The following is a 26701-nucleotide window of genomic DNA, read 5'->3' as shown; positions in this document are numbered from 1 at the left end:
AGCGTGCGGTGCTTTCAAGCCAGCTGAGAACATGTTATTAGTAAGGTAAACCTTGCCTAATTGTCAAGGGATCTGTTCTTCTTGCGGACGCTGCCGCAGAAAGGTCACGCGCCCGTGGCACTGTCGCCTGAGCCGATCCTGGCCCCGCTTGCCGAGCCGTCCCCGCGTCCCGCCTCGGCCCCCACCGCTCTTCCCGGCCCGCATCCCGTCCCAACTCCATTGGCCACGCCGCCGGTGCGGCCGCGGTCGGTGAAGTTCGCCCGCGACCTCGCCACGCACGGCGACCGCGTGGCTCTGATCACCGAGACCGGCGAGCTGTCCTACCGCGACCTCGCCACGCGGGTGACCGCGGCGGCCGAACGTCTCGGCGCGGCCCGCCGCCTGGTGCTGCTCGCGGGCGCCAACCGGGTGGACGCCCTCGTCTTCTACCTCGCCGCCCTCACCGCCGGCCACCCCCTCCTGCTGACCCCCGGCGACAACGACACCGCCCAGCGCTCACTCGTAGGCCGCTACGACCCCGACGTTGTCGTCCGTCCCGGGACGGACGGGGAGGGCACGACCTGGATCGTCGACGAGCGGCGCGAGACCACGGTCCACACCCTCCACCCGGACCTCGCCCTGCTGCTGTCCACCTCCGGATCGACGGGCTCGCCGAAACTGGTCCGGCTCTCGCACGACAACCTCCAGGCCAACGCCGAGTCCATCGCCACCTACCTGAACATCGGCGACAGCGACCGCGCCGCGACGACGCTGCCCATGCACTACTGCTACGGCCTGTCGGTCATCAACAGCCATCTGCTGCGCGGCGCCGGACTGATCGTCACCGGCCTCTCGGTCACCGACGCCTGCTTCTGGGACCTGTTCCGCGCCGCGAGCGGCACGGCACTGGCCGGAGTGCCGTACACCTTCGACCTGCTCGACCGGGTCGGTTTCGCGAGCATGGAACTGCCCCACCTGCGCTACGTCACCCAGGCCGGCGGCCGCATGGCACCCGAACGCGTCGCACGCTACGCAACGTCCGGGCGCCGCGCGGGCTGGGAGCTGTTCGTGATGTACGGGCAGACGGAGGCGACGGCCCGCATGGCGTACCTGCCCCCGGCCCTCGCGGCCGAGCGCCCGCACGCCGTCGGCATGCCCATACCCGGTGGCTCCTTCCGGCTCCAACCGGTGGACGGCATCGACGAGCCGGACACGGGCGAGCTGGTGTACTCCGGCCCGAACGTCATGCTCGGATACGCCGAGGGCTCAGCCGACCTCGCCCTGGGACGCACCGTCGAGGAACTGCACACCGGGGACATCGCCCGGCGCGCCCCCGACGGGCTGTACGAGATCGTGGGACGCCGCAGCAGATTCACCAAGATCCTGGGGCTGCGGATAGACCCGCAGCGCATCGAGGCGATCCTGGAGCAACAGGGCATACCTGCCTACTGCGCGGGCGACGACGACGCACTGGCCGTACTCGCGGTCGGCGCCGAGGGCGTGGACGCGGCACATGTCCGGCACGTGGTCGCGGACCACTGCGGCCTGCCGCCCCGCGCGATACGGGTACGGATGGAGCCCGAACTTCCCCGGCTCGCCTCGGGCAAGCCCGACTACGAGGCCGTACGCCGACTGGCACGCGAAGAGGTGGTGCCGCCGCCCCGCCCCGGGGCCACCGTCGCCGACCTGTGCGCCCTCTACGCGCTGATCCTCGACCAGACCGACGTCACCGAGGACAGCAGCTTCGTGGGTCTGGGCGGCGACTCGCTCTCCTATGTCGAGATGTCACTGCGACTGGAGCAGGTCCTGGGCACGCTGCCCGCCAACTGGCACACCACACCGATCCGGGAGCTGCTCGACCACCGTACTCAGCGGCACTCCGCTCGAACCCCGCGACCGTGGCACAGATCCCTGCGCACCCTGGAGACCGGCATCGCCCTGCGCGCGATCGGCATCGTCCTGATCGTGGGCTCACACATCCCCGTCTTCGCCATCCAGGGCGGCGCCCATGTGCTCCTCGGCGTGGCCGGCTTCAACTTCGCCCGCTTCCACCTCTCCGCGCATGAGCGCCGGGACCGTCTGCGGAGGCTGTGGCGTGGCATCGCACGCATCGCCGTTCCCAGCATGGTGTGGATCACCTTCGCGCTGCTGCTGACCCGCGAGTACGACCTGGCCAACATCGTCCTGGCCAACAGCCTCTTCGACCAGGACGGGTCGGACCCGGAGTGGCGGTACTGGTTCGTCGAGGCGCTGGTCTACTTCCTGACCGGGCTGACGGTGCTGCTGGCCATCCCGCTGCTGGACCGCGCCGAGCGGCGCAGCCCGTTCGGCTTCGCTCTGGCACTGGTGGGCCTGGGCCTGGTCGGACGCTACGACCTCTGGGACCTCGCCCACATCCGCTACCACCTCAGCCCGACCGTGGTCTTCTTCCTGTTCGCACTGGGCTGGGCCGCGGCGCGGGCACGCACGACGGCCCAGCGACTGCTGCTGACCGCGGTCCTGCTGGTCACCGTGCCGGGGCTGTTCCCCGCGGGACAGACCCTGCGCACCTCGATCGTCGTGGCCGGCCTGACCCTGCTGCTGTGGGTCCCGGCCCTGCCCAGCGTTTCCCCGCTCAACCGGCTCGCAGGCATCCTCGCGGGCAGCTCGCTGTACATCTACCTGACGCACTTCCACGTCTACCCGTACCTGCGGGACCACTCCCCGGTGCTGGCCCTGCTGGTCTCCCTGGCGTTCGGAGTGGGGTACGGAGCGGTGGCCACGCGTCTGACGAACCGGCTCCTTCCCCCACTCGGGACCGCCGTGAACTCCCCCGTCTCCGTCCCGACGCCAACAGCCGGATCTGCCGGGAGCGTCTGGGACGAGGGAGGCCGGACCCCGCCCGGCCACGCCGGGCGCCGCCAGGCGGCGGGGCGGCCGGGCACGCGGCCCTCGCCGCCTCCGAACCTGTGGGGCTCGTAGCGTCATCGCTGCAGCTCAAGCCGTGTCTCGGGACTCGTTGACGGCCCCGCCGAGGACGTGGGTGCGCAGGAGCCCGCGGGACCCGCGCTCGTGCCATACCGCCGACCGTACCCGGGCCTCGGGGGTTCGTTGGTCTCGTGATCGGTGTGGCCGATGCGTGGTGCAGTGCTCCCGGTACTCGGCTAGGACCCGGTGGGCATGGGCTTCGTTCCCGACCAGGAGGTGGCCGGGGACCTCGCGCCGGATCGCGCCGCTCACTCGCTCGCAGCGGGCGTTCCCGCGCGGCGCCGGTGGCGCGCTGAGCGGCAGGTGGCGTTGTCACGTTGTTGGATTTGTGGGCGTCTGACGGTGTGTCGGGGCGTGGGGGTTTGCGGTTCTGGTCCGTGTTCAGGCCGTTGCGGCCGCGCCGACGACTCCGGTGACGTGGTCCCAGATGGCGAAGCGGACGGTCATTTCGGCTCGGTGGTCGGGGGCGGTGAGCAGGTGACGGTGAGGTCGGAAGTGCGGCGAGATGCCGCTGACCGCGGCCAGGAACCGTTGTGCGGCACCCACCGATCGGAAGCCTTTCATCGCGCGCTCGCGTTGCCTCGTCGGCTGGTGGGAGTTCGCGGCCCGGTTGTTCAGGCCCTGGTGACAGCGGTGTTCGACCGAGGGCATCACCGCGTGGTGGGCGGCGCCGTAGGAGCGGAGCTTGTCGGTGACGATCATCCGGGGCACCGGCCGGGTCTTCCTTCATCAACTTCCGGAAGAAACGCCTGCCCGCGGCCTCGTCCCGCCGGTTCTGCAGCAGGATGCCAGGCACGTTCCCGTGCTGGTCCACGGCCCGCCCCAGGTACTGCCGCACCCTGTTGATCTTGACGAACACCTCGTCCAGGTGCCGCTTATCGCCGGCCCGGGGCCGGTGGCGGCGCAGGGCGGCCGCGTACCGGGGGCCGAACCGGTCGCACCACCGGCGGATCGCCTCATGGGAGACGGTGATCCCCCGGGCCGGGAGCAGCTCCTCGACTTCGCGGAAGGAGAGCGGGAAGCGGAAATACCGCCACACGCAGTGCGCGATGACCCCGGCCGGGTAGCGGTGGCCCTTGTACGACGGCGACGTACTCCCCACGGACGGTCCCCCTCCACCATGATCAACCCGAAGATCATCCCACCCGGTCAGCCAACGTGACAGTGCCGTCGGTGGTCATCGCGGACCTCGTGAGGCTCCGGGGCGGGGGTGTTGCCGGCGTGGATCCAGCGAGAGCGTGCCATCGCTCTCCAGGTCCAGGTGGACTCCAGTGCTGACGCGGTTCAGGGTCGCCCGTACCCAGACGGCATCCCGGTGCGGGGCGCCTTCCAGCCGCATGCGCCTTGCCCGCAGCGGCACCATGCGCAGACCGAGAAGCTGCCCGCTGTCCGCCGCCACCGTGACAAAGTAGGCGAGCCGGAGGTCGTCGCGGTACTCCTCGTAACCGCCGATGCCCTCGTAGTCGTCGATGAAGTCGCCGCATCCGTACAGCACCAGCCGCCGGCGGTACACCTCGATGGGGCGGGGGTGGTGCGAGGAGTGTCCGTGGACGAGGTCGGCACCGCCGTCCACCAGGGCGTGCGCGAAACGGGTCTGCTCGCGGGGGACGTGGTACCCCCAGTTGGAGCCCCAGTGCACGGACACGACCACGATGTCGCCCGCACGCTTCAACCGCCGTATGCGCCGCACCACCGCGGCGGCCGTGGCGGCCGAAAGGTCGGGGAGGTGGGCGACGCCGGAGAGGGCGGCGGTCGCCGCCCAGCCGGGCGGGATGCCGCTGGAGGTTGCTCCGAGGGCGAGGACCAGGACACGGCCGCCGGCCGGGTTGGGGACGGCGGCGGGCCGGTACGCCTCGTCAACGCTCCGTCCGGCGCCCGCCACCTGCAGGCCGGCGCGGTCGAGCGTGTCCAGCGTCTCCTCCAGGCCATCCCGGCCGAAGTCCAGTATGTGGTTGTTGGCCAGGACACAGACGTCGGGGCGGGCGACCGTGAGGGCGGACACGTTGGCCGGATGCATGCGGTAGTGCACCGCCTTGCCGGGCGCGAACGCGTCACTGCGGGTGACGGAGGTCTCCAGATTAACGATCCGCACGTCCGGGGCAGCGGAGTCCAGCAACCGGAGTGCCTCGCCCCATGGCCAGGAGGGCGGCACGGGGGCCGGGACCGGACCGTTGATCGACTCGGCCAGGCGGACGTAGGACCGGGCGTCCTCGGCGTAGCTCCCGCAGTGCCGGTCACCGGGCCGGGCCAGGATCTGGTCGACGCCGCGTCCGAGCATCACATCGCCGCATACGAACAGCGTCACCACGCCGCTGGTCATACCTCTACGATAGGCGCGCCTGCGAGGGGGCGGGATTGCGCGGGCTTCCCGCCCGACGCGCTCACCCTGTGGGGCTCGTAAAGTCATCGCTGCAGCTCAAGCCGTGTATCGGTACTCAGCGGTTCGCCGAGCTCTGGGATGTGGGCGTGCCGACGCAGACGATCGGAACCCCGACAGGTGAGCCAGGGGCGGTCGGCGCGTGATGCGGCTGCCTGGGGCGCGTATCGAGTCGTGATCAACGGGTCGTCCGGGTGAGGTCTTTGAGCCAGATCATGACTCTGTTGCTCAATTCGTCTGGGCTCGGGGACCGCTGATGCGCGAGGGCGACTTGCCCAGGTCTTGACGTTCTGGTGGTGAGGCTACGGGCACGGGAGGTGCTGACGAACCAGATGCTCAGGAATATGGAGTTGCGGGCGGCGACCCGGCCGACCGAGGCACTTGGGACCCGTTGCCGCTTTGCAGACCGTTAGCCTGTCTGCATGTCGGAGCGTGTCATGCCCGGTCGCACGGACGGCCTGATCACCCTGGTTGCCGCGGACGCTCTGTGGGTCGATTTGACGGCCGACAGTGCTGTGCCGACGGCTTCTGGGGCATTCGTCTGCTCTCCTGCCCGTACCCAGGTGAGGTACGTCCTGCTCGGCAGCCATGTGGTGGCGACGGTGAGGGCGAGCAACAGTCAGTGGAGTGTTCCGGAGATTGAGGTGCGCCGGGCGGCCGCGGAGCTGAACGCGGTTGGGATGGATCGGCAGGACCTGGTCCGCATCGGTCCGTTTCGTGGGGCGCCGAGGCAGGAGTGCAACGAGGAAACGCCGCTGCGTTGGCGCCAGCGCATCACGGGGGAACTGCAGGGGCTGGGCGGCCCCGAGCGGGCAGCACGACGTGAAGTCGGCCGGCCGTACCATCTGGCGGGGATCGACTGGCGACAGATACTCGTGGAGCAGACCCGCGACGGGACGCAGCGCACGTGGTGGCTGCCGCGCGCTGTGGTCAGGCTGCTGGACGCGGCCGAGCACGCCGAAACGCAGTGGGTGCAAGCCGCGCGGACCCGCCAGACAAGCGCAGCCGTCACCGAGCCGCCCTCCCACCCCCGGCAGGCCCGAGACGCCGACGGTCGGCAGACGACGAGCCCCGAGGGCCCCACCGCCTCACTGCGCCCGTACAACAAAGAGCTGGAAGGCCAGCTGTACTCGGTGCTCAGCAGGAAGCCCGGCACCTCCCGCAAGGTGGCCGGGTGGGCGTGCGCCGTCTGCCGCACCGCGCCCGCCACCGTGCTCGACCACTGCCACGAACACGGCTACGTCCGCGCCCCCGTCTGCCAGTCCTGCAACACACAAGAACGCCCCGACCACCTGTACAGCAACGACATCCGCGTGGCGAACCGCTACACACGCCTCTTCCACACCGACACCGCCGACTGGCTCCGCCACTGGCACCGCTGCCCCGGCTGCCGCGCACGCACCACCCTGCCCCTGCCGCACCTCGCCGCATGGACCGCCCACATAGCCTGCCGATCGCTGCGCCCGACCCACCGCGCCCCCCGCGGGCGCAAGCCCTGCGGTGTCCTGCGCGTGTCCTGGACGGGCAGTCAGAACGCGCCCCGTTCCTGCCTGCTCACTGTCACCGTCGACTTCTGCCCCTCCGGCGAGCACCGTGTCCTGGCGCGAGTCCCCTACCGCGAAGCCTCCGAGCGGTTTCGTGCCTGGTTGGCCGAGACGGCCCCTGCCGTGGCCGCCGCGGCCGGTCCTGACCGCCTGGACGGCCTCCCTGCCCAGTTCCGGCCAGTCATCGCGGACACCAGCGGCGAGGACCTGGAACTGTTTTGAGCAGGCACCGGGCTCTGCTGCGCAATTCCTCGCGGCCGCCGGGACCGCACTCCGCGACCTGCGGCGACGCGGCCATGCTCGGCGCTCCGAGCGGCTGTTCCTACGAGACTGGCGAATTGCGCAGCAGAGTCGCACCGGGAGACCTGACACCCCACCGCCACTTCGCAGCTGCCGGCTCCCGACACGGTCACCCCGCACGCCCAGCGAAATGCGCAACAGTACGCCGAGTACCCGAGCCCGTTCTGATTCAGGATGCCGGCTCAAGATCTCTGTGAGCGCCCTGTAGGCGGCCTGCCCCTCGGTCATCGGGGCGTCCGCGCCGGCCACTGGTAGTGGTCGGCAACTACCCGGGCCATGGCCCCGCTCTTGTCCGCCTTGACCTCCTCGGCAGCGAAGAACACGTGCCCCCGCACCTCTGGGTGCTTCTTGGCGAGGGTGAGGTGACGGGACAGTTCGGCCGGGTCCTGCCAGGCCGCGGGCTGTGCCGGGTCGCCCGCCTTGTAGAGGGCCTCCCCGATGTAGAGCCGTGTCCCCGACCCCCTCGCAACCTCTGCCCACCAGGGCAGAAGGACTGCATAGTTAGCAGAAACCTCCTGGTCAAGCGGGTGTGCCGACCAATACAGCTGCGGACAGATGTAGTCGACCCAGTTCTCTCGCGCCCACCGGCGGGTGTCCGCGTGCAGGTCGTCGTACGTCTGCACACCTGCCCGGGTGTCGGAGCCGAGGGGATCGGTTCCGGCGTTGCGCCAGACCCCGAAGGGGCTGATGCCGAAGCGGGTGCCGGGTCTGGTCTCCTTGATCCGGTCCGCCGTCTCGCGCACCAGCCGGTCGATGTTGTCCCGCCGCCAGGCCGCCCGGTCGGGGAAGGCGCCGCCGTGGGTGTCGTAGGCGGTGTCGTCGTCGAAGGTCTGGCCCGCCACGGGGTACGGGTAGAAGTAGTCGTCGAAGTGGACCGCGTCGACGGGATAGCGGCGCACCGCGTCGAGCATCGCGTCCTCGACGAAAGCGCGGACCTCGGGCAGACCGGGGTTGTAGTAGAGCTTCCCGCCGTACGGGACCACCCAGCCGGGGTTCTCGCGGGCCGGGTGGGTGGCGGCGAGCCGGCTGGGATCGGTGTGCGCGGCGACCCGGTACGGGTTGAACCAGGCGTGCAGTTCCAGGCCGCGGGCGTGGGCCTCGGTGACGGCGGTGCCGAGTGGGTCCCAGCCGGGGTCCACGCCCTGGGTGCCGGTGAGGCAGGCGGACCAGGGTTCGTACGGGGACGGCCACAGGGCGTCGGCCGTGGGCCGCACCTGGAGGATCACGGTGTTGAGCCGGTTGCGGACGGCCGTGTCGAGGTGGGCGGTCAGCTCGGCCCGCTGCTCGGCGGCGCTCAGCCCCGGGCGGGACGGCCAGTCCCGGTTGTCCACGGTCGCCAGCCACACGCCCCGCATCTCATCGGCGGCCGCGCCCCGGCCCCCCGCCGCGCCCGACGGCCCGGACATCGGCCGTCCCGGGGCGGCCGCCGCGGCCGTCATCATCGTCACCGCCGACAGCGCCGCCGCCGCGAACGCCCTGCGTGACACTCGTCCCATTTCGCACCCGTCGCAAAAGCCGTGATCCGCCCGGCCGCGGACCGCTCCGGGCCCCAGGATGCCCGACCCCCGCGATCGATCATCGGTACTTCCGGGTAACGTGCACGGACGGAGCAGGCGACCGGGGAACCCGGTGCTCCTGCCAGGAGTCGTAGACAGCGCAGGCCAGAGGGACCCGAGCCGCGCCCAGGAAGCGAAAGGGACGATGTGACCGACATCGAACGCGTCGGAGTGGTGGGCTGCGGCCAGATGGGCGCGGGGATCGCCGAGGTGTGCGCCCGCGCCGGACTGGACGTGCGGGTCGCCGAGACCACCGGTGAGGCCCTGGAGATCGGCCGCACCCGGCTGTTCAACTCCCTGACGAAGGCAGCGGAGCGCGGCAAGATCACGGCGGAGGAGCTGGAGGCCACCCAAGCCCGGCTGAGCTTCACCACGGACCTGGGCGAGTTCGCGGACCGCGACCTGGTGATCGAGGCCGTCGTCGAGAACGAGCAGGTCAAGACGGAGATCTTCCAGGTGCTCGACCAGGTGGTGACCCGGCCGGACGCGATCCTGGCCTCGAACACCTCCTCCATCCCGCTGGTGAAGCTGGCGGTCGCCACCTCGCGGCCGGACCACGTCATCGGCATCCACTTCTTCAACCCGGCCCCCGTGCAGAAGCTGGTCGAGCTGATCCCCGCGCTCACCACCTCCGAGGGCACGATCAGCCGGGCGCAGCTCTTCACCGAGAAGGTGCTGGGCAAGCACGCGATCCACGCCCAGGACCGTTCCGGGTTCGTGGTGAACGCGCTGCTGATCCCGTACCTGCTCTCCGCGATCCGGATGTTCGAGTCGGGCATCGCCAGCCGCGAGGACATCGACAACGGCATGGAGATGGGCTGCGCCCACCCGATGGGCCCGCTGAAGCTGTCCGACCTGATCGGCCTGGACACGGTGGCCTCGGTCGCGTACTCGATGTACGAGGAGTACAAGGAGCCGCTGTACGCCGCTCCCCCGCTGCTGCAGCGGATGGTCGACGCGGGGCGGCTGGGCCGCAAGAGCGGTTCCGGCTTCTACAGCTACGGCTGAGGCAGCCACCCGCGACGGTGGGCTGACGGCCCGTCACGTTCACCCACCGCCGCGTTCCGGCCGTGCGAACGGGCCCGGTACCCCTGAACCGCAAAGGGTGCCGGGCCCGCGGCGTTCACACGCCGTGTGCGCGCCGGGCTCGCATATGCCTCCCGCACACTCTTACCCCATGCCCACCAGGGGAGTTGACTCACCCTCCGTAGACATGGAACGAGAAGGATTACGGAGAGGAGCGGACTCGTGACCGCCGAGCCCGAACAGCCCGCCGTCCAGGGTGAAGTCGCAGAGTTACGGCGCCGCCTCGATGTGGCATACGCCCGCGTCGAGGGCGGACTGGCGCTGCTCAGCCATCGCACCGAGGAGGCGGCCAGGGAGCTGGACGAGCTGAACACCCGGATCGTCACCCTGGAGCACGCCCGCTGGCCACTCCAGGCGGTCGCGGCCGTCACGGCCGTGGGCGCGCTCGTCGTGACGGCCTGGCAGGCGTTCGGCCGCTGACGCACGCACCGGGGCCGGACGGCCGACGGCTGCGGAGGGATCAGGGCATGGTGTCCTGCCCCAGCCTGAGATGGTGCAACAGGAGTAACGCGGCTGCCATGTTGGCGGCCGGGACCTCGCCGCGTGCGACCAGGTCGGGAACCACCTTGAGCGGTACCCACTCCCGGCGGTCCGACTCGAAGTCGTCCACCGGGGGTCCGAGATACTCGCCCTCGTCGGCCCAGTAGATGTGGTGCCGGGCGTCGGTGAGCCCGTTGGACGGCTCCACGCTCATGAGATGGCGCAGGGGCCCGGGCCGCCAGCCGGTCTCCTCCTCCAGCTCCCTGGCCGCCGCCCGGACGACGTCCTCGCCGTCCTCGACGACTCCGGCGGCGAGTTCCCACCCCCAGCTGTCGGTGATGAAGCGGTGGCGCCACAGGAGGAGGACCTCGTTGGCCTCGTTCACCACCGTGGCCACGGCGACGGGCCGCAGCCGGATGAGGAAGTGGTCGAGATGCCGGCCGTCCGGCAGCTCGACATCCGCGAGATTGACACTGAACCAGCGGTTCACATAAACGGTTTGTTCGTTCCTGTTCGCCCACTGCACGGTTATGCCACCTTTCGTTCGACAGGTGGCAATATCGCAGCAGCGGCGGTTCGGCAGCAGGCGCACAGGAGGCCGCCGACGGCGCAGTGGACGGCGCGGCACGGCGCACAGCGCACGCCCGCGCCGCCGCACGGCGCGGGCGTCCGGGGGGCGTCCGGGGGGGAACCCCTGCCCTTCCACCCCCGCCGCGCCGCGGTGCCTACAGCGGTACGCGCAGGGCTCCGTCGATGAGTTCGGCCGCCTCGGCGGTACCTTCGCAGCCGTTGCGCACCAGGTGCTCGCGCACGGCCCGGAGTCTGTCGCGCAGCCGCTGCGATTCCATCCCCCGGGCCTGCTCGGCCATCTGCACGGCGATGGCGACCGCCTTGTCGGCGTTGCCCTGCCGCAGTTCGATGGTGCTCAGCATGGCCAGGCGGTGCACCCGGCCCCGGTCGTGCGCGGGGTTGTCGACGGCGGCGGCCGCGTGCACACCCGCCGCGGCCAGCTCGCCGAGGCTGAGCAGGGCCTCCGCCACCTGCACGTTGACCAGGCCGGGCTGGACATAGCCGGTCTCGTCGGGTTCGTGGCCGCGCCGGATGCGCTCGGCGGCCTGTTCGGCGCGGCGGATGCAGGACAGCGCGCCGGTGCCGTCGCCGAGGTGCGCGTACGCCTTGGCCTGCATCGCGTACAGGTCGGAGGCGAGCGCCGGCGTGATGTGCTTGCCGGCGGTGCGGAGCGCGGCCTCCGCGAAGGCGACGGCCTGCCGGTACTCCCGCATGAACAGCGACTGGTTGACGAGGAGAGCGATCACATACGCGCCGAGTCCCTGGTCTCCGCTGGCCTTTGCCAGCCGGAGCGCCTGGTGGAAGTACCGCTGGGCGAGGCCGTGGGCGTCGGAGTCGTACGCGCAGATTCCCGCGACGGCCACCAGCCCTCCCGTGGCCCGGTGCAGTTGACGGCCCATGGCGTCGGTGTAGCCGCCCCGGAGCAGGGGGGCGGCCTCGGCGTTGAGGAAGCCGACGACGCGGTCACGGGTCGCGACGCCGCCGGCCTTACGATACATCTGCTCGTAGTGGCTGCGGGCGGCGCGCAGCATGTCCAGGTCGCCGGGGGTGACCCGGTGACGGCCGCCGCGCGAGACATCGACGTCCTCGGGCGGGTTCTCCCACTCCCAGACGGGCATCACGGCGGGGGTCCCGGTGACCGCGGGCGCACCCAGTATGTGCGGGCGCCGCTGCTGGTCGGAGCGCCACAGCGCGGTGGCCCGCTCGACGAAACCGGAGAGCGCGCCGGTGTGCGGGACGGAGGGTTCGCCGGGGACACCGAGGCCGATGTCGTCGAGGGTGACCGGGCGGTGCAGCCGGCCCGCCAGCACCTCGCAGATCAGGTCGGGTACCTGGCCCCGGGGCCGCTGCCCCTTCAACCAGCGTGCCACCGCGGTGTGTTCGTATCTGAGGGACAGGCCGCGCGCCCGGCCGGCCTGGTTGACGTGCGCGGCCAGGCCGGCGTGCGAGATACCGGCCTCGTCCAGGACCGCGTCGAGCAGAGTGTTGGGCTGCATGAGGCCCCCCGGGGGGAATCGGTGCCGACAGAGTAGTGGCTGGGCGTTCACACGGGGTGCGAACGGAGTGCTCGCATCCGCAGGGTGTGCACGCTGTCGCGGAGAGTTGCCGACCGGTTGACTGAGGTGCCTCGAAAGAGGCCGGCCGGGCCGCCGGCTCCCCCTCGTACAGTGCGGCGGCCCGCTTCCATGCCGTCCGCCCGGCTGCCTGCCCGACACTCGGTGGCGGGGCGGACGGCACCGCCGGCCCTGACGATCGCGCCAGGCGCCCGGTCACGCCGGGTGCTGCAGCGGGCCCGTCGGGGAGAGATCCGTCGCGCCGGACCGCGCGGTACCCCCCGGCCCCGAAGGGGCGCGGGGGGACGGGCGCTCGTTCCTGAGGATCAGCAGGGCGACGTCGTCCTTGGGCGGGCCACCGGTGTGGTGGACCAGCGCCGTGAGGATCGTCCGCAGGGCGGCCTGCGGTGTGGGCGGAGCCTCGCGGGCGGCCGAGGCGAGCACCTCGGACAGCGGAAAGAAGCGGCCGTCGGCGTCCCGTGCGTCCTCGACTCCGTCCGTGTGCAGGACGAGCGTGTCGCCGGGCCGCAGCGGGTCGCAGGGAACGGCGGGGAGTTCGGCGGGCAGCGGGAACGGGCCGAGCGGCGGGAGCGGGTCCGTGCGGGCGAGCGGTTCGGCCCGGGGACCGCTCAGCAGATGGGGCCAGGGGTGCCCGCAGTTCAGGGCCCGCATCTCCCCGTCGGGGAGGATCTCCAGCAGCAGTACGGTGACGAACTCCTCGGCGGTCCGGAAGGCGTGACCGGCGCCCGCCGACAGGCGCTCGGCACCCGCCCGCTCCCGCAGGTGCCGGTCCATCGCCCGCTCCAGCCGACGCAGGACTCCGGCCAGGTCGGGCTCGTCGTGCACGGCCTCGCGGAAGCCGGCGAGAACGGCGCTGACGGTGGGGACGGCTCCGAGCCCGTGTCCGCGGACGTCGCCGATGACCGCCCGTACGCCGTACTCGGTGGCGACCACCTCGTACAGATCGCCGCCGAACCGGGCGCCCCGGTCGGCGGACAGCTGGACGGCGGCGACGGCCAGCCCGTCGACGCGGGGAGGCGGGCGCAGCATCCGCTGCGCGGTGCGGGCGATCGTGCGGCTGCGCCGCACCTCCCGCAGCAGGCTCCGCCCGACGTGCAGGGCCAGTCCGGTACCGAGAGCGCCGAGGACCGTGGGCGGCAGCCCGCAGGCGAGCGCCCGGCGCAGCAGCGGGCAGTGGTCGGGCCCCCATGAGACGGCCGGTCCCCATGAGCTGGTCCTGGACCGCCCTGTGCGGGGCGCCCCACCCTTGAAGCGGATCATGCCGATGGCCCCCCATTTTGGCCCTGACAGCGCAGACCGGCCTCGAAGGGCCGGTCCGATTCTGCCGACCGGATCGCCCGATCCGGACGTATCACCCGGAAATGCCACCCGAACGAGTGAGGTAACCGGGGGAAGCGAATGCACGGGGGACGTATACGGCCCTGTGGGACGACCGGCCCTGCCCGGCGGCAGTGTCGGAGGCGGCCGGCGTGGCCTGTCCAGCGGCGGTGAGCGACGGCTGCCGTGTCCCCCGGCGCGGCGAAGGCCCCGGGCACAGGACGGGCCTTGCTCGCAGCGGACCGGGGCCCTGCGGCCGCCCGGTGTCTTTGGCATGCTCCGCCGGACGGACCCCAAAAGCGCACGGGGACCGCGTGTCCGCCGGCCACGGCACGAACGAGCCGTGGCCGCGGCGGACACGCGGTCCCCGAAAAACGCCGTGGGCCCCGAGGAGCCTTCCGGTCCGGAGGGCGTCAGCCCCGGAGGACCGCCCCGGTGCGCTCGCCCGAGAGGGCGACCGCCGATTCGCGGGCCGCGGACGCCTCGTCGACCGTCAGCGTGCGGTCGGGCGCGCGGAACCGCAGCGCGTACGCCAGGGACTTGCGGCCCTCGCCCAACTGCTCGGCGTTCTCGTACACGTCGAACAGGCGGATGGACTCCAGTAGTTCACCGGCGCCCTCGCGCAGGGCCGCCTCGACGTCCGCGGCCGGCACGGAGCCGTCGACGACCAGGGCGACGTCCTGCGTGGCGACCGGGAAGGTGGAGATGCCCGGCGCCTGCGGGGTGTCTTCGCCGGCCTGCTCCAGGACGTCCAGGTCGAGCTCCATCGCGCAGGTGCGCGCGGGCAGGCCCAGGTTCTTCACCACACGCGGATGCAGCTCACCGGCGTGGCCGATGACCCGCTCGGTGCCGTCGACGGCGACCGCCAGTTCGGCGCAGCGGCCCGGGTGCCACGGACCGTACTGGCCCTGGCGGACGACGACTTCGGCGCCCGCCTCGGCGGCGACGGTGCGGGCGGCCTCGACCGCGTCGGCCCAGTCGGCCGGGCGGCCCGCGCCCCACCAGCCGGCCTGTTCGCGGGCACCGGCCAGAACGACGGCGACGTGCCGCGGCTGGTCCGGGAGCGCCGCGTCGAGCCCGGCGAGTTCCTCGTCGGTGGGCCGCCGGTCCACGGGCAGGCGGACGGCGGCCCGCTGCTCCTCGCGCGGCTTGAAGACCAGGCCGGTCTCGAACAGCGCGACGTCGTGGCTGCCGCGTCCGTCGTTGCGCCGCAGCGCGCCGAGCAGGCCCGGCAGCAGCGAGGTGCGCAGCGCGGGCTCCTCGTCGTTGAGCGGGTTGGTCAGCTTCACCACCCTGCGGGCCGGGTCGTCCGCGTCCAGGCCGAGCTGGTCGAAGATCTGCTCACCGACGAACGGGTAGTTCGGCGCCTCGACGTATCCGGCGCCGGCCAGGGCCCGGCCGATCCGGCGGTGCAGCCGCTGCCGGGAGGTCAGCCCGCGTCCGGCGGGCGGCCGGGGCAGGGTGACGGGCAGGTTCTCGTAGCCCTCGAGCCGGATGACCTCTTCGGCCAGGTCGTTCGGGTCGGCGAGGTCGGGCCGCCAGGACGGCACGGTGACGACCAGCTCGTCCTGGCCGTAGACGTCGCAGCCGACCTCCTGGAGGCGGCGTACGACGGTCTCCCGGCCGTAGGTGACGCCGGCGACCTTGTCCGGGTGGTCGGCCGGGATGGTGAGGGTGTGCGGCGCGGACGGGGCGACGACCTCGGTGACCCCGGCCTCGGCGGTACCGCCGGCGAGCAGCACCAGCAGGTCGACGGTGCGCTGCGCGGCAGCGGCGGTGGCCTGCGGGTCGACGCCGCGCTCGAAGCGCCGGGACGCCTCGGAGGACAGCTTGTGCCGGCGGGCCGTACGGGCGATCGACACCGGGTCGAAGTGCGCGGCCTCGACGACGACCTCGGAGGTCGCCTGGTCGAGGTCGTGGTCGGCGATCTCGGTATCGGCGCCGCCCATGACACCGGCGAGCCCGATCGGGCCGCGCTCGTCGGTGATCAGCAGGTCCTCGGCGTCGAGGGTGCGTCGCACCCCGTCGAGGGTGGTGAGCTTCTCGCCCTGCTCGGCCCGGCGCACGCCGATGGTGCCCTGGACCAGGGAGCGGTCGTAGGCGTGCAGCGGCTGGCCGAGCTCCAGCATCACGTAGTTGGTGACGTCGACGGCCAGGGAGACCGGGCGCATGCCGGCCTTCTGCAGCCGGCGGGTGAGCCAGATCGGGGAGCGGGCGTCGGGGCTGAGCCCGGTCACCGTGCGGGCGGTGAAGCGGTCGCAGCCGACGGGGTCGGAGACCTCGACCGGGTAGCCGAAGGCGTTCGGCCCGGGGACGTCGAGCAGGGCCGGGTCGCGCAGCGGCAGCCCGTAGGCGGTGGCGGTCTCGCGGGCCACACCGCGCATCGACAGGCAGTAGCCGCGGTCCGGGGTGACGGCGATGTCGAGGACCTCGTCGACCAGTTCCAGCAGCTCGACGGCGTCCTTGCCGACCTCGGTCTCCGGCGGCAGCACGATGATGCCCTTGGTGCCGTCGTCGCCCATGCCCAGCTCGTCGCTGGAGCAGATCATGCCGTGCGAGACCTTGCCGTAGGTCTTGCGGGCGGCGATCGCGAAGTCACCGGGCAGCACCGCGCCGGGGAGCACCACGACGACCTTGTCGCCGACCGCGAAGTTGCGGGCGCCGCAGACGACCTCCTGGGGTTCACCGGTGCCGTTGGCCCGGCCGACGTCGACGGTGCAGAAGCGGATCGGCTTCTTGAAGCCCTCCAGCTCCTCGATGGTCAGCACCTGACCGACGACCAGGGGGCCCTTGAGGTCGGCACCGAGGTGTTCGACGGTCTCGACCTCGAGGCCGGCCGAAATGAGCTTGGCCTGGACGTCGCGGCCGGTCTCGGTGGCCGGCAGGTCGACGTACTCCCGCAGCCAAGAAAGCGGGACCCGCATCAGATCTCCATCCCGAACGGCCGGGTGAACCGGACGTCGCCCTCGACCATGTCTCTCATGTCCTCGACGTTGTGGCGGAACATCAGCATCCGCTCGATGCCGAACCCGAAGGCGAAACCGCTGTACTTCTCCGGGTCGACGCCGCAGGCGGTCAGCACCCGCGGGTTGACCATGCCGCAGCCGCCGAGCTCGATCCAGCCCTCGGACGAGCAGGTACGGCAGGAGCGGTCGGGGTCGCCGACGGACTCGCCCTTGCAGACGTAGCAGAGCATGTCCATCTCGGCGCTCGGCTCGGTGAAGGGGAAGAAGTTCGGCCGCAGCCTGGTCTTCATGCCCTCGCCGAACAGCGACTGCACCATGTGGTCCAGGGTGCCCTTGAGATCCGCCATGGTGAGACCCTCGTCCACGGCGAGGAGTTCCACCTGGTGGAAGACGGGGGTGTGGGTCGCGTCCAGCTCGTCGGTGCGGTAGACGCGGCCGGGGCAGATCACGTAGACCGGCAGCTCGCGGCCGAGCAGGGAGCGGATCTGCACGGGCGAGGTGTGGGTGCGCAGGACGACACCGGACTCGGTGCCGCCCTGGGGGCCCTGCACGAAGAAGGTGTCGGCCTCACCGCGGGCCGGGTGGTCCGGGCCGATGTTGAGGGCGTCGAAGTTGAACCACTCGGCCTCGACCTGGGGGCCCTCGGCGACCTCGTAGCCCATGGCCACGAAGATGTCCTCGATGCGCTCGGACAGCGTGGTCAGCGGGTGCCGGGCGCCGGGCGGTACGCGGTCGTGGGGCAGGGTGACGTCGACCGCCTCCTCCACCAGGACCCGGGCGTCCCGCTCGGCCTCCAGTTCACTCTGGCGGCCGGCGAGGGCCTTGTTCACGGCACCGCGCGCCTGGCCCACGCGCTTGCCCGCGTCGGCCTTGGCGTGCGGGGGCAGGGCGCCGATCTCGCGGTTGGCGAGGGCCAGCGGCGAGGCGGGGCCGGTGTGGGCGATCTTGGCTTCGTGGAGGGCGTCGAGGGAGTCCGCGGCGGCGAAGGCGGCGAGCGCCTCGTCCCGCATGCGCTCGATCTCTTCCGGTTTCAACGCCTCGACCTCGACAGGGTCGTACGACTTATTGGGTGCCGACATCTCTTCCCGTACTTCCGTTTGGCTGGCTGATGGTCCCCGTCACCGGCTCGTGGCCGAAGCGTCTCCGTCTGTGGGACACAAAGGTGCCAGAGGCCGAGTCTAACGGGGTGAGGGACCGCGAATGCGCCCGTGGGGCCCCGGGTGCGCGCTAGCTGAGATACGCGGGGGCCGCCACGGGCAACGTAAATCGGAGTTCCGCGCCGCCACCGGGGGCGCGGCCGACCGTGATGGTGCCGCCGTGGGCCTCGACGATGCCCTTGACGATGTACAGCCCCAGGCCGGTGCCGCCGCGCTTGCTGCCCCGCCAGAAGCGGGTGAAGACGCGGTTCATGGATTCCTCCGGGATGCCGGGGCCCTCGTCGCTCACGGTGACCGACGTGGCCGCGTGCTCGCCGTTCTCCCGGTCGCGGGGGGACGCCGAGGGCGTGATGTCGATGGTGACGGTTCCCTCGCCGTGGCGCACCGCATTTTCCAGCAGGTTGCTCAGTACCTGGTCGACCTTGTCGGGGTCGGCCCACAGGTCGGGCAGGGGGTGCTGGATCCGCAGCAGGAACCGGTCGGCGGGCTGTCCGGCGGCGACGTACGCCTGGATGTGCCGTCCGACGGCGGCTCCGATGTCGACGGGCTGGCGGCGCAGTTCGAGGCGCCCGGAGTCGATGCGGGAGATGTCGAGGAGCTCGGCGATGAGCCGGGTGACCCGGTCGGCGTCGGCGTCGACGGTCTCCAGCATGAGCCGTTTCTGCTCGTCGGTGAACCGCTCCCACTTGGCGAGCAGGGTGGCGGTGAAGCCCTTGACGGAGGTGAGCGGGGAGCGCAGTTCGTGGGCGACGATGGCGATCAGTTCGGCGTGGCTGCGTTCGGTGCGGCGCCGGGCCTCGGTGTCGCGCAGTGAGACGACGACGCGGTGGACCGGTCCGGTGGGCCGGGTGCGGACGTAGCGCGCGGAGACGAGGACCTCCCGGCCGCCGGGCAGCAGGAGGTTGCGCTCGGGCTGGCCGACCCGGATGGCGAGGCCGCCGTAGGGGTCGGTGAGCTGCCACCAGCGCCGGCCCTCCAGGTCCTCCAACGGCAGGGCCGCGTCGAGCCGCCCGCCGAGGGCCCGCTCGGCGGGGACGGCGGTGATGCGGGCCGCGGCCGCGTTGAAGCAGATCACCCTGCCGTGCTCGTCGGCGACGACGAGGCCGTCGGGCAGTTGGTCGGGATCGATGCCCAGCTCGGCGGGGCCGTCGGACCGGGGCTCGGGCGGGCGCGCCGCCCGAGGTGCTCCCGGTGCGCTGCTCGTGCCGACGACCATCCCCGTACTCCACCTCTCCGTACTTCCTCGGGGTGCCCCGCGCTCGGGCGGGGTGCCCCGGTCCGGTCGGAGCCGGGGAGCCTGGGGTACGGCCGAGAGCTGGGGGAGGGTCCCCGGGCAGGTCACCTTACTAGCTCTCGGTGACGGAGCGGCACCCTCCGACGGCGCGCTGTGCACGCGCCGACGCGTAGAGACATACGGCGGCGGCGGTGGCGAGGTTCAGACTTTCGGCCTTTCCGTGGATCGGAACACGGACGACGGCGTCGGTGAGCGCCCGGGTCTCCTCGGGAAGTCCCCATGCCTCGTTGCCGAAGACCCAGGCGGTGGGCCCGCCCATGGTGCCGTGGTCGAGTTCGTCGTCGAGGTCGCGGTCGCCGGCGCCGTCCGCAGCGAGCACCCGTACGCCGGTGTGCCTCAGGGCGGCCACGGCGCGTTCGACGGGGACGCCGACGGCGACGGGCAGGTGGAACAGCGATCCGACGGAGGCGCGTACGGCCTTGGGGTTGTACAGGTCGACGGAGGCGTCGGTCAGGACGACGGCCTCGGCGCCGGCGGCGTCGGCGCACCGCAGGACGGTGCCGGCGTTGCCGGGGTCGCGTACGTGGGCGAGGACGGCGACGAGCCGGGGGCGGGCGGCGAGGATCTCCTCGAAGGGGGTGTCGAGGAAGCGGCACACGCCGACGAGGCCCTGCGGGGTGACGGTGGTGGAGATGTCGGCGACGACCTGCTCGTCGGCGAGGTGGATGCGGGCGCCGGCGTCCCGGGCGGTGCCGATGATGTCCGCGTACCGCTCGGCGGCCTCCGGGGTGGCGAACAGTTCGACGAGGGGGGCGGCGCCGGCGTCCCGGTGAGCGGCGGTGTCGCGGTGAACGGCGGCCTCCCGTACGGCCTGCGGCCCCTCGGCGAGGAACAGCCGCTCCTTGCCCCGGAAGTTCCGCTTGGCCAGCCGCCGCGCGGCCAGCACGCGGGGAGAGCGGGAGGAGATCAACTCGGGGGTGGCGGGGGGCATTCGGTTCACTTTCGCTCGCAACTTCCGCGGTGGCTCCCGCGCGGGTGCCGCGGCGGCTTCCGGACAGACTACGGACCCGCAGGCAGCGCCTGCGGGTCCGTTGGATCACGCCGGTTACAGGACCGGCGCGGCGTCACGCGGCCTTGGGCGCGTTCACGTCCGCCGGCAGCGCCTTCTGGGCGACCTCGACGAGCGCGGCGAAGGCGGTGGCGTCATTGACGGCCAACTCGGCCAGGATCTTGCGGTCGACCTCGACGTTCGCGGCCTTCAGACCCTGGATGAAGCGGTTGTACGTGATGCCGTTCGCGCGGGCAGCGGCGTTGATGCGCTGGATCCACAGCTGGCGGAAGTCACCCTTGCGCTTCTTGCGGTCGTTGTAGTTGTAGACCAGCGAGTGGGTGACCTGCTCCTTGGCCTTGCGGTACAGGCGCGAACGCTGACCGCGGTAGCCGGAGGCCTGCTCGAGGATCGCCCGGCGCTTCTTGTGGGCGTTGACTGCCCGCTTGACGCGTGCCACTTTTTAACTCCTTGTAGCGGGGCCGCGGTTGATGGTCACGTGGCCCGAAATCGATTGGGTCCCGGTCCTGACGTGCATACGGCGCCGGAGCGCCGGAACGTCACTTGCCGAGAAGCTTCTTGATCTTCTTGGCGTCGCCCGGGGCCATCTCGGCGTTGCCGGTGAGGCGACGCGTCACACGGGACGACTTGTGCTCGAGCAGGTGGCGCTTGCCGGCGCGCTCACGGAGCACCTTGCCGGAGCCGGTGATCTTGAAGCGCTTGCTGGCACCGCTGTGCGTCTTGTTCTTCGGCATGGCGCCGTTATCTCCTCGTCGGTGGCGCTCCGGTGCCCGGTCACGAAAACCGGGCACGGTGGAGCGTCATACTTGTTTCGGTTATGTCCTTGAGGGCCGGCGGGCCCCGAGGTCATGCGTCGGCGGGAGCCTCGGTCTGGACTTCGGCCGGCGCCTCGGCGTCCTCCGACTGCTCGCCCTCCGCGACGTTCTGCGAGCGGCCGGGGTGGGCCTTCGCGTCCGCCTTGCGGGCTTCCTGCGCCTGGCGGGCCTCGGCCATCGCCTCGGTCTTCTTCTTGTGCGGACCGAGAACCATGATCATGTTCCGGCCGTCCTGCTTCGGGTTCGACTCGATGAACCCGAGGTCCTGGACGTCCTCCGCGAGCCGCTGCAGCAGTCGGTAGCCCAGCTCGGGCCGGGACTGCTCGCGACCACGGAACATGATCGTGATCTTGACCTTGTCGCCCTGCTTGAGGAACCGGACGACGTGACCCTTCTTGGTGTCGTAGTCGTGCGGGTCGATCTTCGGCCGGAGCTTCATCTCCTTGATGACCGTGTGCGCCTGGTTCTTGCGCGCCTCACGGGCCTTCATGGCCGACTCGTACTTGAACTTCCCGTAGTCCATGAGCTTGCACACGGGCGGACGGGCGTTCGCCGCGACCTCGACCAGGTCCAGGTCGTACTCCTGCGCAAGCTCCAGTGCCTTGGCCAGGGGGACAATGCCCACCTGCTCGCCACTGGGACCGACAAGTCGCACCTCGGGAACGCGAATCCGGTCGTTGATGCGGGGCTCGGCGCTGATGGATCCTCCTCGATAGCACCACGCGACGGTCTGGCGGACAGCCGCGTAACGTCTGTGTTCGTTAGACCTAACCGCGCCGAAGCAACAAAAATGCCCCGGACGATCACAGGCGGGGCTCCTCGAACTACCGGAGCACCGCCGCGGTCACCGCGGGGCGCACTTTCGGGCGGGTCGCCGCTGAGCGGCACCGCCTGACCGGTGACCTGTCATCCGGGGGACGATCAGGTGGGAGTTCGAAAGCCTCCACTTGTGGGCCGGGCACGTATGCTGTGGGCAGACGGGTCCGACCGGTCGTTACACAAGGTTAGCAGCTTCCGCGGGGACGCGCTAACCGCCTGCACCGCCCCCTGCCGGCGCACCTCCTGCCGTCAAGGGGACACGTGCCGGGCCCTATCGTGTGGGGCATGAGTGAGACCTCCCCCCCGGACACCCCCGAGACCGCCGACAGCCCCGACTTCGACGCCATGACCCGTGACATCGCCGAGGTCCCGGCCGTCGAGGTGATCGTGACGGTCGCCGTCAACCTGATGAGCGCCGCGGCCGTGAAGCTCGGTCTGACCGAGGAGGGCGACGCGCACAAGGACTTGGACGAGGCCCGCAAGCTGGTGCACGCGCTGGCCGGTCTGCTGGACGCGTCCGCGACCGAGATCAGCTCCTTCCACGCGGCGCCGCTGCGCGACGGCCTGAAGTCGCTCCAGCTGGCGTTCCGTGAGGCCTCGCTCGTCAAGGACGAGCCGGGGCAGGGCCCTGGCGAGAAGTACACGGGCGCGATCTACGGCTGAGCGTGACGGGGCTCGGGGGTCCGAGCCCCGTCACGCTCACGCGCGTGACGCGCGGGTACGCGTCACGCGCGTACGTAGAAGGGCTCGCCCGGCGGCGTCGCCTCGGCCGGCAGTACTGCCAGGTCGAGGCCGCGCACCAGGCGGGCCCTCAGTGTTTCGTCGGCGGCGAGGCGCTGTGCCACGGCGCGGGCGGTCTCGGCGACGGAGGCCGCGGGGTCGAGGACCAGGGCGAGGGTGCCGTCGGCCTGTCCCGGCCCGAGGTGGGCGCGCAGGACGGCGGGCTCCGCGGCGACAACAGCACGCAGGGCGTCGGTGACCGCGGGGTCGGCCAGCGGGTCGGTCGTCGTGCGTCCCTCGGCGAGCGCGAGCAGCAGCGGGCCGGTCAGTTCGAAGGGCACGGGCCCGGCCAGGTCGAGGACGACCGTGTCCGCCTTCTCGTGCGCGGCGGCCTGCAGGGCCTGGTGCAGCGGTACGGCGACCGGGCGGGCCGCCGGGTCCCAGCGGGCGAGCGAGTCGGTGGACGTGAACGCGGGCAGCGCGGTCCGGCCGCCGGCCTTCAGGGTGGGAACGGCCATGTCGCTGGTCTTCTCCCGGCGCAGCCCCTTCTCGTCCTCCTCGACCTCGCCGAGGACGGCCACCACGGGGACCAGCAGCCGGGTGTCCTTGAGCGCGTCGAGGACCGGCGCGACGGCGTTGCCGTCCTCGGCCCAGGCGGCGAGTGCCGCACTCAGCCGGGGGTCGGCGGAGCCGTCGTCGTCACGGTAGCCGGGGTCGGGAATGTTCTTGTTCGCCACGGTCCTCGAGCCTATCGGCCTTCGGCGACAGGCTCGCACGCGGACGGCCGGGACGGGGCGGCCGCGAAGCGGCGGGAGGCGGGAGGCGCCGGTGAGGTCCGACGGGTGGGGTGCGCGTCCGGCGGCGGCGATGGCGGCGGTGGCCGTGCCGGCCGGTGCCGAGGTGTCGATGGGGGTGCTGGACCCGGTGTCGGGAGTGAGCGTCCGCCACGGCGAGCGGGCGTTCGTCACGGCGAGCGTCGTGAAGGTCGGCATCCTGGCGGCGCTGCTGCTGGAGGCGCAGGACGTGGGACGGGCACTCACCGGTGAGGAGCGGTCGTACGCCGCGGCGATGATCGAGCGCAGCGACAACGACGCGGCGTCCGCGCTGTGGCGCTCGATCGGGCGGGCGGCCGGCCTCGACACCGCACATGCCCGCTTGGACCTGACCGGCACCGAGGGCGGCGACGGCCCCCGATGGGGACTGACCCGGACCACGGTCGCCGATCAACTTCTGCTGCTCCGCCAGGTGTTCGGGGCCTCGGCGGACTCGAAGCTGACCGCGGCCTCGCGGGCGTACGTGCGGGGGCTGATGGAACGGGTGGTCCCGGAGCAGGCGTGGGGGGTGCCGGTGGTGGCGGAGGCGGTGCCGCCGGGCGGTGCGGCGTGGGCGGTGAAGAACGGCTGGGTGCCGCGCGACGCGACCGGACTGTGGGTGGTGAACAGCATCGGCCGTGTCACGGTCGGGGGCCGGGACCTCCTGGTGGCCGCGCTGTCCGACGGCAACCCGACGATGGCCCGGGGTGTGGCGCTGGTGGAGGCGGCGGCACGGGCGGCGGTATCGGCGTTCAGGGGAGACGCGCGGCAGAGTGTTCAGGCGCCCGCGCGGGGGGCGGGACAATCAACGGCGACGCGCTGGGCGGGCCCCTGCCCAGAGATCCTGAGGAAGGACGTCACTGGGTGATCGGCCGACGTGCCAGAGCCTGATCGATCACCTCATCGGCCGAGAGGTCCCGCTCCGGCGGCCGGAAGACCACGTCACCGACATGTCCATACGGACATCCCAGGGCTCGGTCGAGTCCGGCCGGCCAGTGGGCCACCTCGTCCTCCGAGGCGTAGTCCGCTTGCTTGGTCCGCTGCACGAGCGCGACCGCCTCCGCGCGGGTCGTTCATCTCCACGGCGCTCATCGGATCCCTCCACCGAGTCGTCCTTCACAGGACGCATGAGCTCCCGGACAGGGCCTCAGGCGTCCTCGTGGCTCGGGCGGCGGCCGCGCCACAGGACGATCGTGGCGACCAGGAGGACGCCGCCCGAGCCGCCTGCGAGGGGGGCGGCCCAGTCGGTGGTTCCGGTGCCGGACCCGGCGGTGTCCGGGCCGGGGCCGAAGTACTGCTCGCCGTAGGCCGCCGACTTCAGGCCCTCGGGCTTCAGCCGGGCGGCGGCCTCGATGGCGGCGGCCGGGTCGACGAAGCCGAAGCCGCGGGAGTCGTCGCGGCCGTCGGCGGGGGCGTTGCGGGCGGTGTCCTCCAGGAGATTCTTGAGCTGGGCCGGGGTCAGCCCGGGGTGGGCCGCCCTGACCAGGGCGACGGCGCCGGAGACGAACGCGGCGGCGGCGCTGGTGCCCCAGCCCTCGTAGTACTTGCGGTCGGGGTCGGCGATGATCACGTCGACACCCGGGGCGCTGATCGTGGCGTACCAGCGCCGGGTGGAGAACGGGGCGCGGGTGCCGTAGCGGTCGACGGCGGTGACGGCGATGACACCCGGGTAGGCGGCCGGGTAGGAGACGCGGTCGCCCTTCTCGCCACCGTTCCCGGCGGAGGCGACGACGGCCACGCCCTTGCGGAGGGCGTACTGGATGGCCTCGTCCTCGCCGGACTCGGGATGCGCGGAGGCGGAGTCGTCGCCGAGGGAGAGGTTGATGACGTCGGCGCCGTGGTCGGCGGCCCAGCGGATGCCTTCGGCGAGGGCGTTGCCGCGGGTGCTGCGGGCCTTGGCGCGGGAGGGGTCGCCGTCCTCCAGGATCACGCGGACGGGGAGGATCTTCGCCTCGGGCGCGATGCCCAGGACGCCTTCGCCGTTCCCGACGCCGTGTCCGTGACCGGCGATGATGCCCGCCATGGCGGTGCCGTGCCGGGCCCAGGCGCGGTCGCCTGCCTCGGCTCCGAAGCCGACCAGGTCCTTTCCGGCCAGGACGTTGCCGGCGAGGTCGGGGTGCTCGGCGTCGACCCCGGTGTCCAGGACGGCGACGGTGACGCCCGCGCCCCGCGTGGTGCGCCAGACCTCCTGGATGTGCAGGGCGTCCGGGCCCCACTGCTGGTCGCGGATGCTGTCCGCGTACGCGGCGGTGGCGGGGAGCAGGGCGAGGCCAGCGGCCAGCAGGACGCTCAGGGTCGCGGCTCGGGCGGTCGCGGGCCTCATGACGGCTGCTCCGTGGTCGTACCGACGTTCTTGCGCAGGCCGCGTTCGACCCGGTCGGCGAGGCCCTGCGCCTCGTGGCCGAGGCCCGCCTGGGCGGGGGCGGTGGTGGCGCCGGACTCCATGGCGTCCCCCGCGGGCAGCGGGGTGTCGACGCCGCGGCCGTCGGCCCAGCCGGTCACGGCGTAGACGACGACGGGGGCGTCGGTGAGGACGGAGATCGCCCAGGCGGCACGCTGTCCGGCGCCGAAGCCGGCGGCCGGGGTGCCCTTCGCCGCGTACGGGCGGGGTATCAGGTCGGTACGACGGTCCAGCCGCTCCTTGTCGAACCGGCCGGCGAGGGAGGCCATGCCGACGGCGTCGGCCTTGGTGAACAGCAGGCCGACGGTGGTGACATGGCTCTGGGTGGCGTCGGTGTAGGTGGCGCGCAGCAGGCGTTCGCAGCCGACGGGGGCGAGCAGCTTGCGCAGCAGCGGGTCGAAGGCGTCCTCGCAGCCGCTGTCCGGGGCCACGGCTATCCGGGTCCAGACCCGGTCGGCGTCGCCGGGGCCGGCGCCTTCGCCCTGGACGGTGGGCGGGAACAGCTCGTCGACGGGGACGTTGTGCCACATGCTTCCGGCGGCGGCGAAGCCGCTGCCGGCGCCCGTCTCGCCGGAGTCCCCGGCGAGCCAGCTCCCGGCGACGGCGCCGCCGATCAGTCCCACGCCGAGGACGAGACAGACCGCGGCGGCCACGACCTGGGAGCGGCCCCGCCGTCCGAGCGGGTACGGCCGGGCGTTCTCGTCGTACCCCTCGGGCTGCGCGAACGTCACGACCGGCCGGCCGGAGCCGGAGGCACCGCCGGGTGCCACGGGAGCACTCCAGGAGAACGCGGGGTCGGGGATGCCCGGGCCGGAGTGCGCGGCTGTGGCCCGCCCGGAGCCGTACGGCTCATCGGCGCCCGGACGCGGGGCCACACCCCGCGCCTCGTCCCGCGCAGGACGTGGCGCCGGTCCGGTCGACCGGGGCGGCCCGACCGGGGGCGGCGGCGCGACGGCCG

The 26701-nt window shown here is 72.1% G+C and carries 22 protein-coding genes and 1 pseudogene; 6 read left to right on the top strand and 17 right to left on the bottom strand.

All coding sequences use genetic code 11. The features are described from left to right. Positions 1-114 precede the first annotated feature (114 nt). Positions 115-2940, top strand: coding sequence for an AMP-binding protein (locus ACFP2V_RS04400; RefSeq protein ID WP_381205658.1), 2826 nt, complete (start codon positions 115-117; stop codon positions 2938-2940). A gap of 15 nt (positions 2941-2955) precedes the next feature. On the opposite strand, the gene ACFP2V_RS04395 is transcribed toward ACFP2V_RS04400, so the two are convergent. From ACFP2V_RS04395 to ACFP2V_RS04385, 3 genes and pseudogenes are all read right to left on the bottom strand, one after another. Continuing rightward, positions 2956-3249 (bottom strand): integrase core domain-containing protein, encoded by a 294-nt coding sequence (locus ACFP2V_RS04395; protein WP_381205905.1) that lies wholly within the window; start codon positions 3247-3249, stop codon positions 2956-2958. A gap of 78 nt (positions 3250-3327) precedes the next feature. After that, positions 3328-4048 (bottom strand): annotated as a pseudogene (locus ACFP2V_RS04390) (IS6 family transposase). Between the two features lie 75 nt (positions 4049-4123). Beyond that, the gene (locus ACFP2V_RS04385) at positions 4124-5266 is read right to left on the bottom strand and encodes a CapA family protein (protein WP_381205655.1); all 1143 of its coding nucleotides are present in this window, start codon (positions 5264-5266) and stop codon (positions 4124-4126) included. A gap of 479 nt (positions 5267-5745) precedes the next feature. Between ACFP2V_RS04385 and ACFP2V_RS04380 the strand changes: the two genes are divergently transcribed. Continuing rightward, complete coding sequence (locus ACFP2V_RS04380) at positions 5746-7089, top strand: endonuclease domain-containing protein (protein WP_381205650.1); 1344 nt, start codon at positions 5746-5748, stop codon at positions 7087-7089. Between the two features lie 302 nt (positions 7090-7391). On the opposite strand, the gene ACFP2V_RS04375 is transcribed toward ACFP2V_RS04380, so the two are convergent. Then, positions 7392-8663 carry a glycoside hydrolase family 10-like protein gene (locus ACFP2V_RS04375; RefSeq protein ID WP_381205647.1) on the bottom strand — a complete coding sequence of 424 codons (1272 nt, stop codon included), beginning with the start codon at positions 8661-8663 and terminating at the stop codon, positions 7392-7394. 207 nt (positions 8664-8870) lie between these two features. On the opposite strand from ACFP2V_RS04375, the gene ACFP2V_RS04370 reads away from it, so the two are divergent. Together ACFP2V_RS04370 and ACFP2V_RS04365 are read left to right on the top strand one after the other, a co-directional pair. Continuing rightward, positions 8871-9731: a 3-hydroxybutyryl-CoA dehydrogenase gene (locus tag ACFP2V_RS04370; protein WP_381205644.1), complete on the top strand. Its 861-nt coding sequence runs from the start codon at positions 8871-8873 to the stop codon at positions 9729-9731. Between the two features lie 240 nt (positions 9732-9971). Next, complete coding sequence (locus tag ACFP2V_RS04365) at positions 9972-10229, top strand: hypothetical protein (protein ID WP_381205641.1); 258 nt, start codon at positions 9972-9974, stop codon at positions 10227-10229. A 40-nt stretch (positions 10230-10269) separates the two neighbouring features. On the opposite strand, the gene ACFP2V_RS04360 is transcribed toward ACFP2V_RS04365, so the two are convergent. From ACFP2V_RS04360 to infC, 10 genes are all read right to left on the bottom strand, one after another. Further along, positions 10270-10815: an NUDIX hydrolase gene (locus tag ACFP2V_RS04360; protein ID WP_381205638.1), complete on the bottom strand. Its 546-nt coding sequence runs from the start codon at positions 10813-10815 to the stop codon at positions 10270-10272. Between the two features lie 199 nt (positions 10816-11014). After that, positions 11015-12355, bottom strand: a complete 1341-nt coding sequence (locus tag ACFP2V_RS04355) for a transcriptional regulator (protein WP_381205635.1) — start codon at positions 12353-12355, stop codon at positions 11015-11017. A 273-nt stretch (positions 12356-12628) separates the two neighbouring features. Beyond that, entirely contained in the window at positions 12629-13693 is a 1065-nt protein-coding gene (locus tag ACFP2V_RS04350; protein WP_381205632.1) for a PP2C family protein-serine/threonine phosphatase, read from the bottom strand. Between the two features lie 470 nt (positions 13694-14163). Next, entirely contained in the window at positions 14164-16674 is a 2511-nt protein-coding gene (gene pheT, locus ACFP2V_RS04345; protein ID WP_381205629.1) for a phenylalanine--tRNA ligase subunit beta, read from the bottom strand. Then, complete coding sequence (gene pheS, locus ACFP2V_RS04340; RefSeq protein WP_381205626.1) at positions 16674-17795, bottom strand: phenylalanine--tRNA ligase subunit alpha; 1122 nt, start codon at positions 17793-17795, stop codon at positions 16674-16676. Before pheS ends, pheT begins: the two co-directional genes overlap by 1 nt. A 148-nt stretch (positions 17796-17943) precedes the next feature. Then, positions 17944-19089 carry a sensor histidine kinase gene (locus ACFP2V_RS04335; protein WP_381205623.1) on the bottom strand — a complete coding sequence of 382 codons (1146 nt, stop codon included), beginning with the start codon at positions 19087-19089 and terminating at the stop codon, positions 17944-17946. Positions 19090-19219: 130 nt separating this feature from the next. Further along, positions 19220-20098 (bottom strand): TrmH family RNA methyltransferase, encoded by an 879-nt coding sequence (locus ACFP2V_RS04330; protein ID WP_381205620.1) that lies wholly within the window; start codon positions 20096-20098, stop codon positions 19220-19222. Between the two features lie 133 nt (positions 20099-20231). Beyond that, positions 20232-20615, bottom strand: coding sequence for a 50S ribosomal protein L20 (gene rplT / locus ACFP2V_RS04325; RefSeq protein WP_004933571.1), 384 nt, complete (start codon positions 20613-20615; stop codon positions 20232-20234). 100 nt (positions 20616-20715) lie between these two features. Beyond that, positions 20716-20910, bottom strand: coding sequence for a 50S ribosomal protein L35 (gene rpmI / locus ACFP2V_RS04320; protein ID WP_030418114.1), 195 nt, complete (start codon positions 20908-20910; stop codon positions 20716-20718). Positions 20911-21022: 112 nt separating this feature from the next. Next, positions 21023-21691 (bottom strand): translation initiation factor IF-3, encoded by a 669-nt coding sequence (gene infC, locus ACFP2V_RS04315; protein ID WP_381205902.1) that lies wholly within the window; start codon positions 21689-21691, stop codon positions 21023-21025. Positions 21692-22095: 404 nt separating this feature from the next. Here infC and ACFP2V_RS04310 point away from each other — a divergent pair, with 404 nt between their 5' ends. Beyond that, positions 22096-22473 carry a DUF1844 domain-containing protein gene (locus tag ACFP2V_RS04310; RefSeq protein WP_381205615.1) on the top strand — a complete coding sequence of 126 codons (378 nt, stop codon included), beginning with the start codon at positions 22096-22098 and terminating at the stop codon, positions 22471-22473. Between the two features lie 62 nt (positions 22474-22535). Here the strand turns inward: ACFP2V_RS04310 and ACFP2V_RS04305 are convergent, their stop codons facing one another. Next, a complete protein-coding gene (locus tag ACFP2V_RS04305) occupies positions 22536-23267 on the bottom strand; it encodes an SseB family protein (protein ID WP_381205612.1) in 732 nt (243 codons plus the stop codon). A 91-nt stretch (positions 23268-23358) separates the two neighbouring features. Here ACFP2V_RS04305 and ACFP2V_RS04300 point away from each other — a divergent pair, with 91 nt between their 5' ends. Next, complete coding sequence (locus ACFP2V_RS04300) at positions 23359-24210, top strand: serine hydrolase (protein WP_381205608.1); 852 nt, start codon at positions 23359-23361, stop codon at positions 24208-24210. Between the two features lie 279 nt (positions 24211-24489). Here ACFP2V_RS04300 and mycP read toward each other — a convergent pair whose 3' ends face one another. Then, positions 24490-25665, bottom strand: a complete 1176-nt coding sequence (gene mycP, locus ACFP2V_RS04295) for a type VII secretion-associated serine protease mycosin (protein ID WP_381205605.1) — start codon at positions 25663-25665, stop codon at positions 24490-24492. Next, the gene (locus ACFP2V_RS04290; RefSeq protein WP_381205899.1) at positions 25662-26474 is read right to left on the bottom strand and encodes a hypothetical protein; all 813 of its coding nucleotides are present in this window, start codon (positions 26472-26474) and stop codon (positions 25662-25664) included. The genes mycP and ACFP2V_RS04290 overlap by 4 nt, the downstream gene beginning before the upstream one ends. Positions 26475-26701: the final 227 nt, after the last annotated feature.

Source organism: Streptomyces incanus, assembly GCF_042656345.1.
Taxonomy (GTDB): domain Bacteria; phylum Actinomycetota; class Actinomycetes; order Streptomycetales; family Streptomycetaceae; genus Streptomyces; species Streptomyces incanus.
This window is presented reverse-complemented; position numbering and strand designations above follow the sequence as displayed.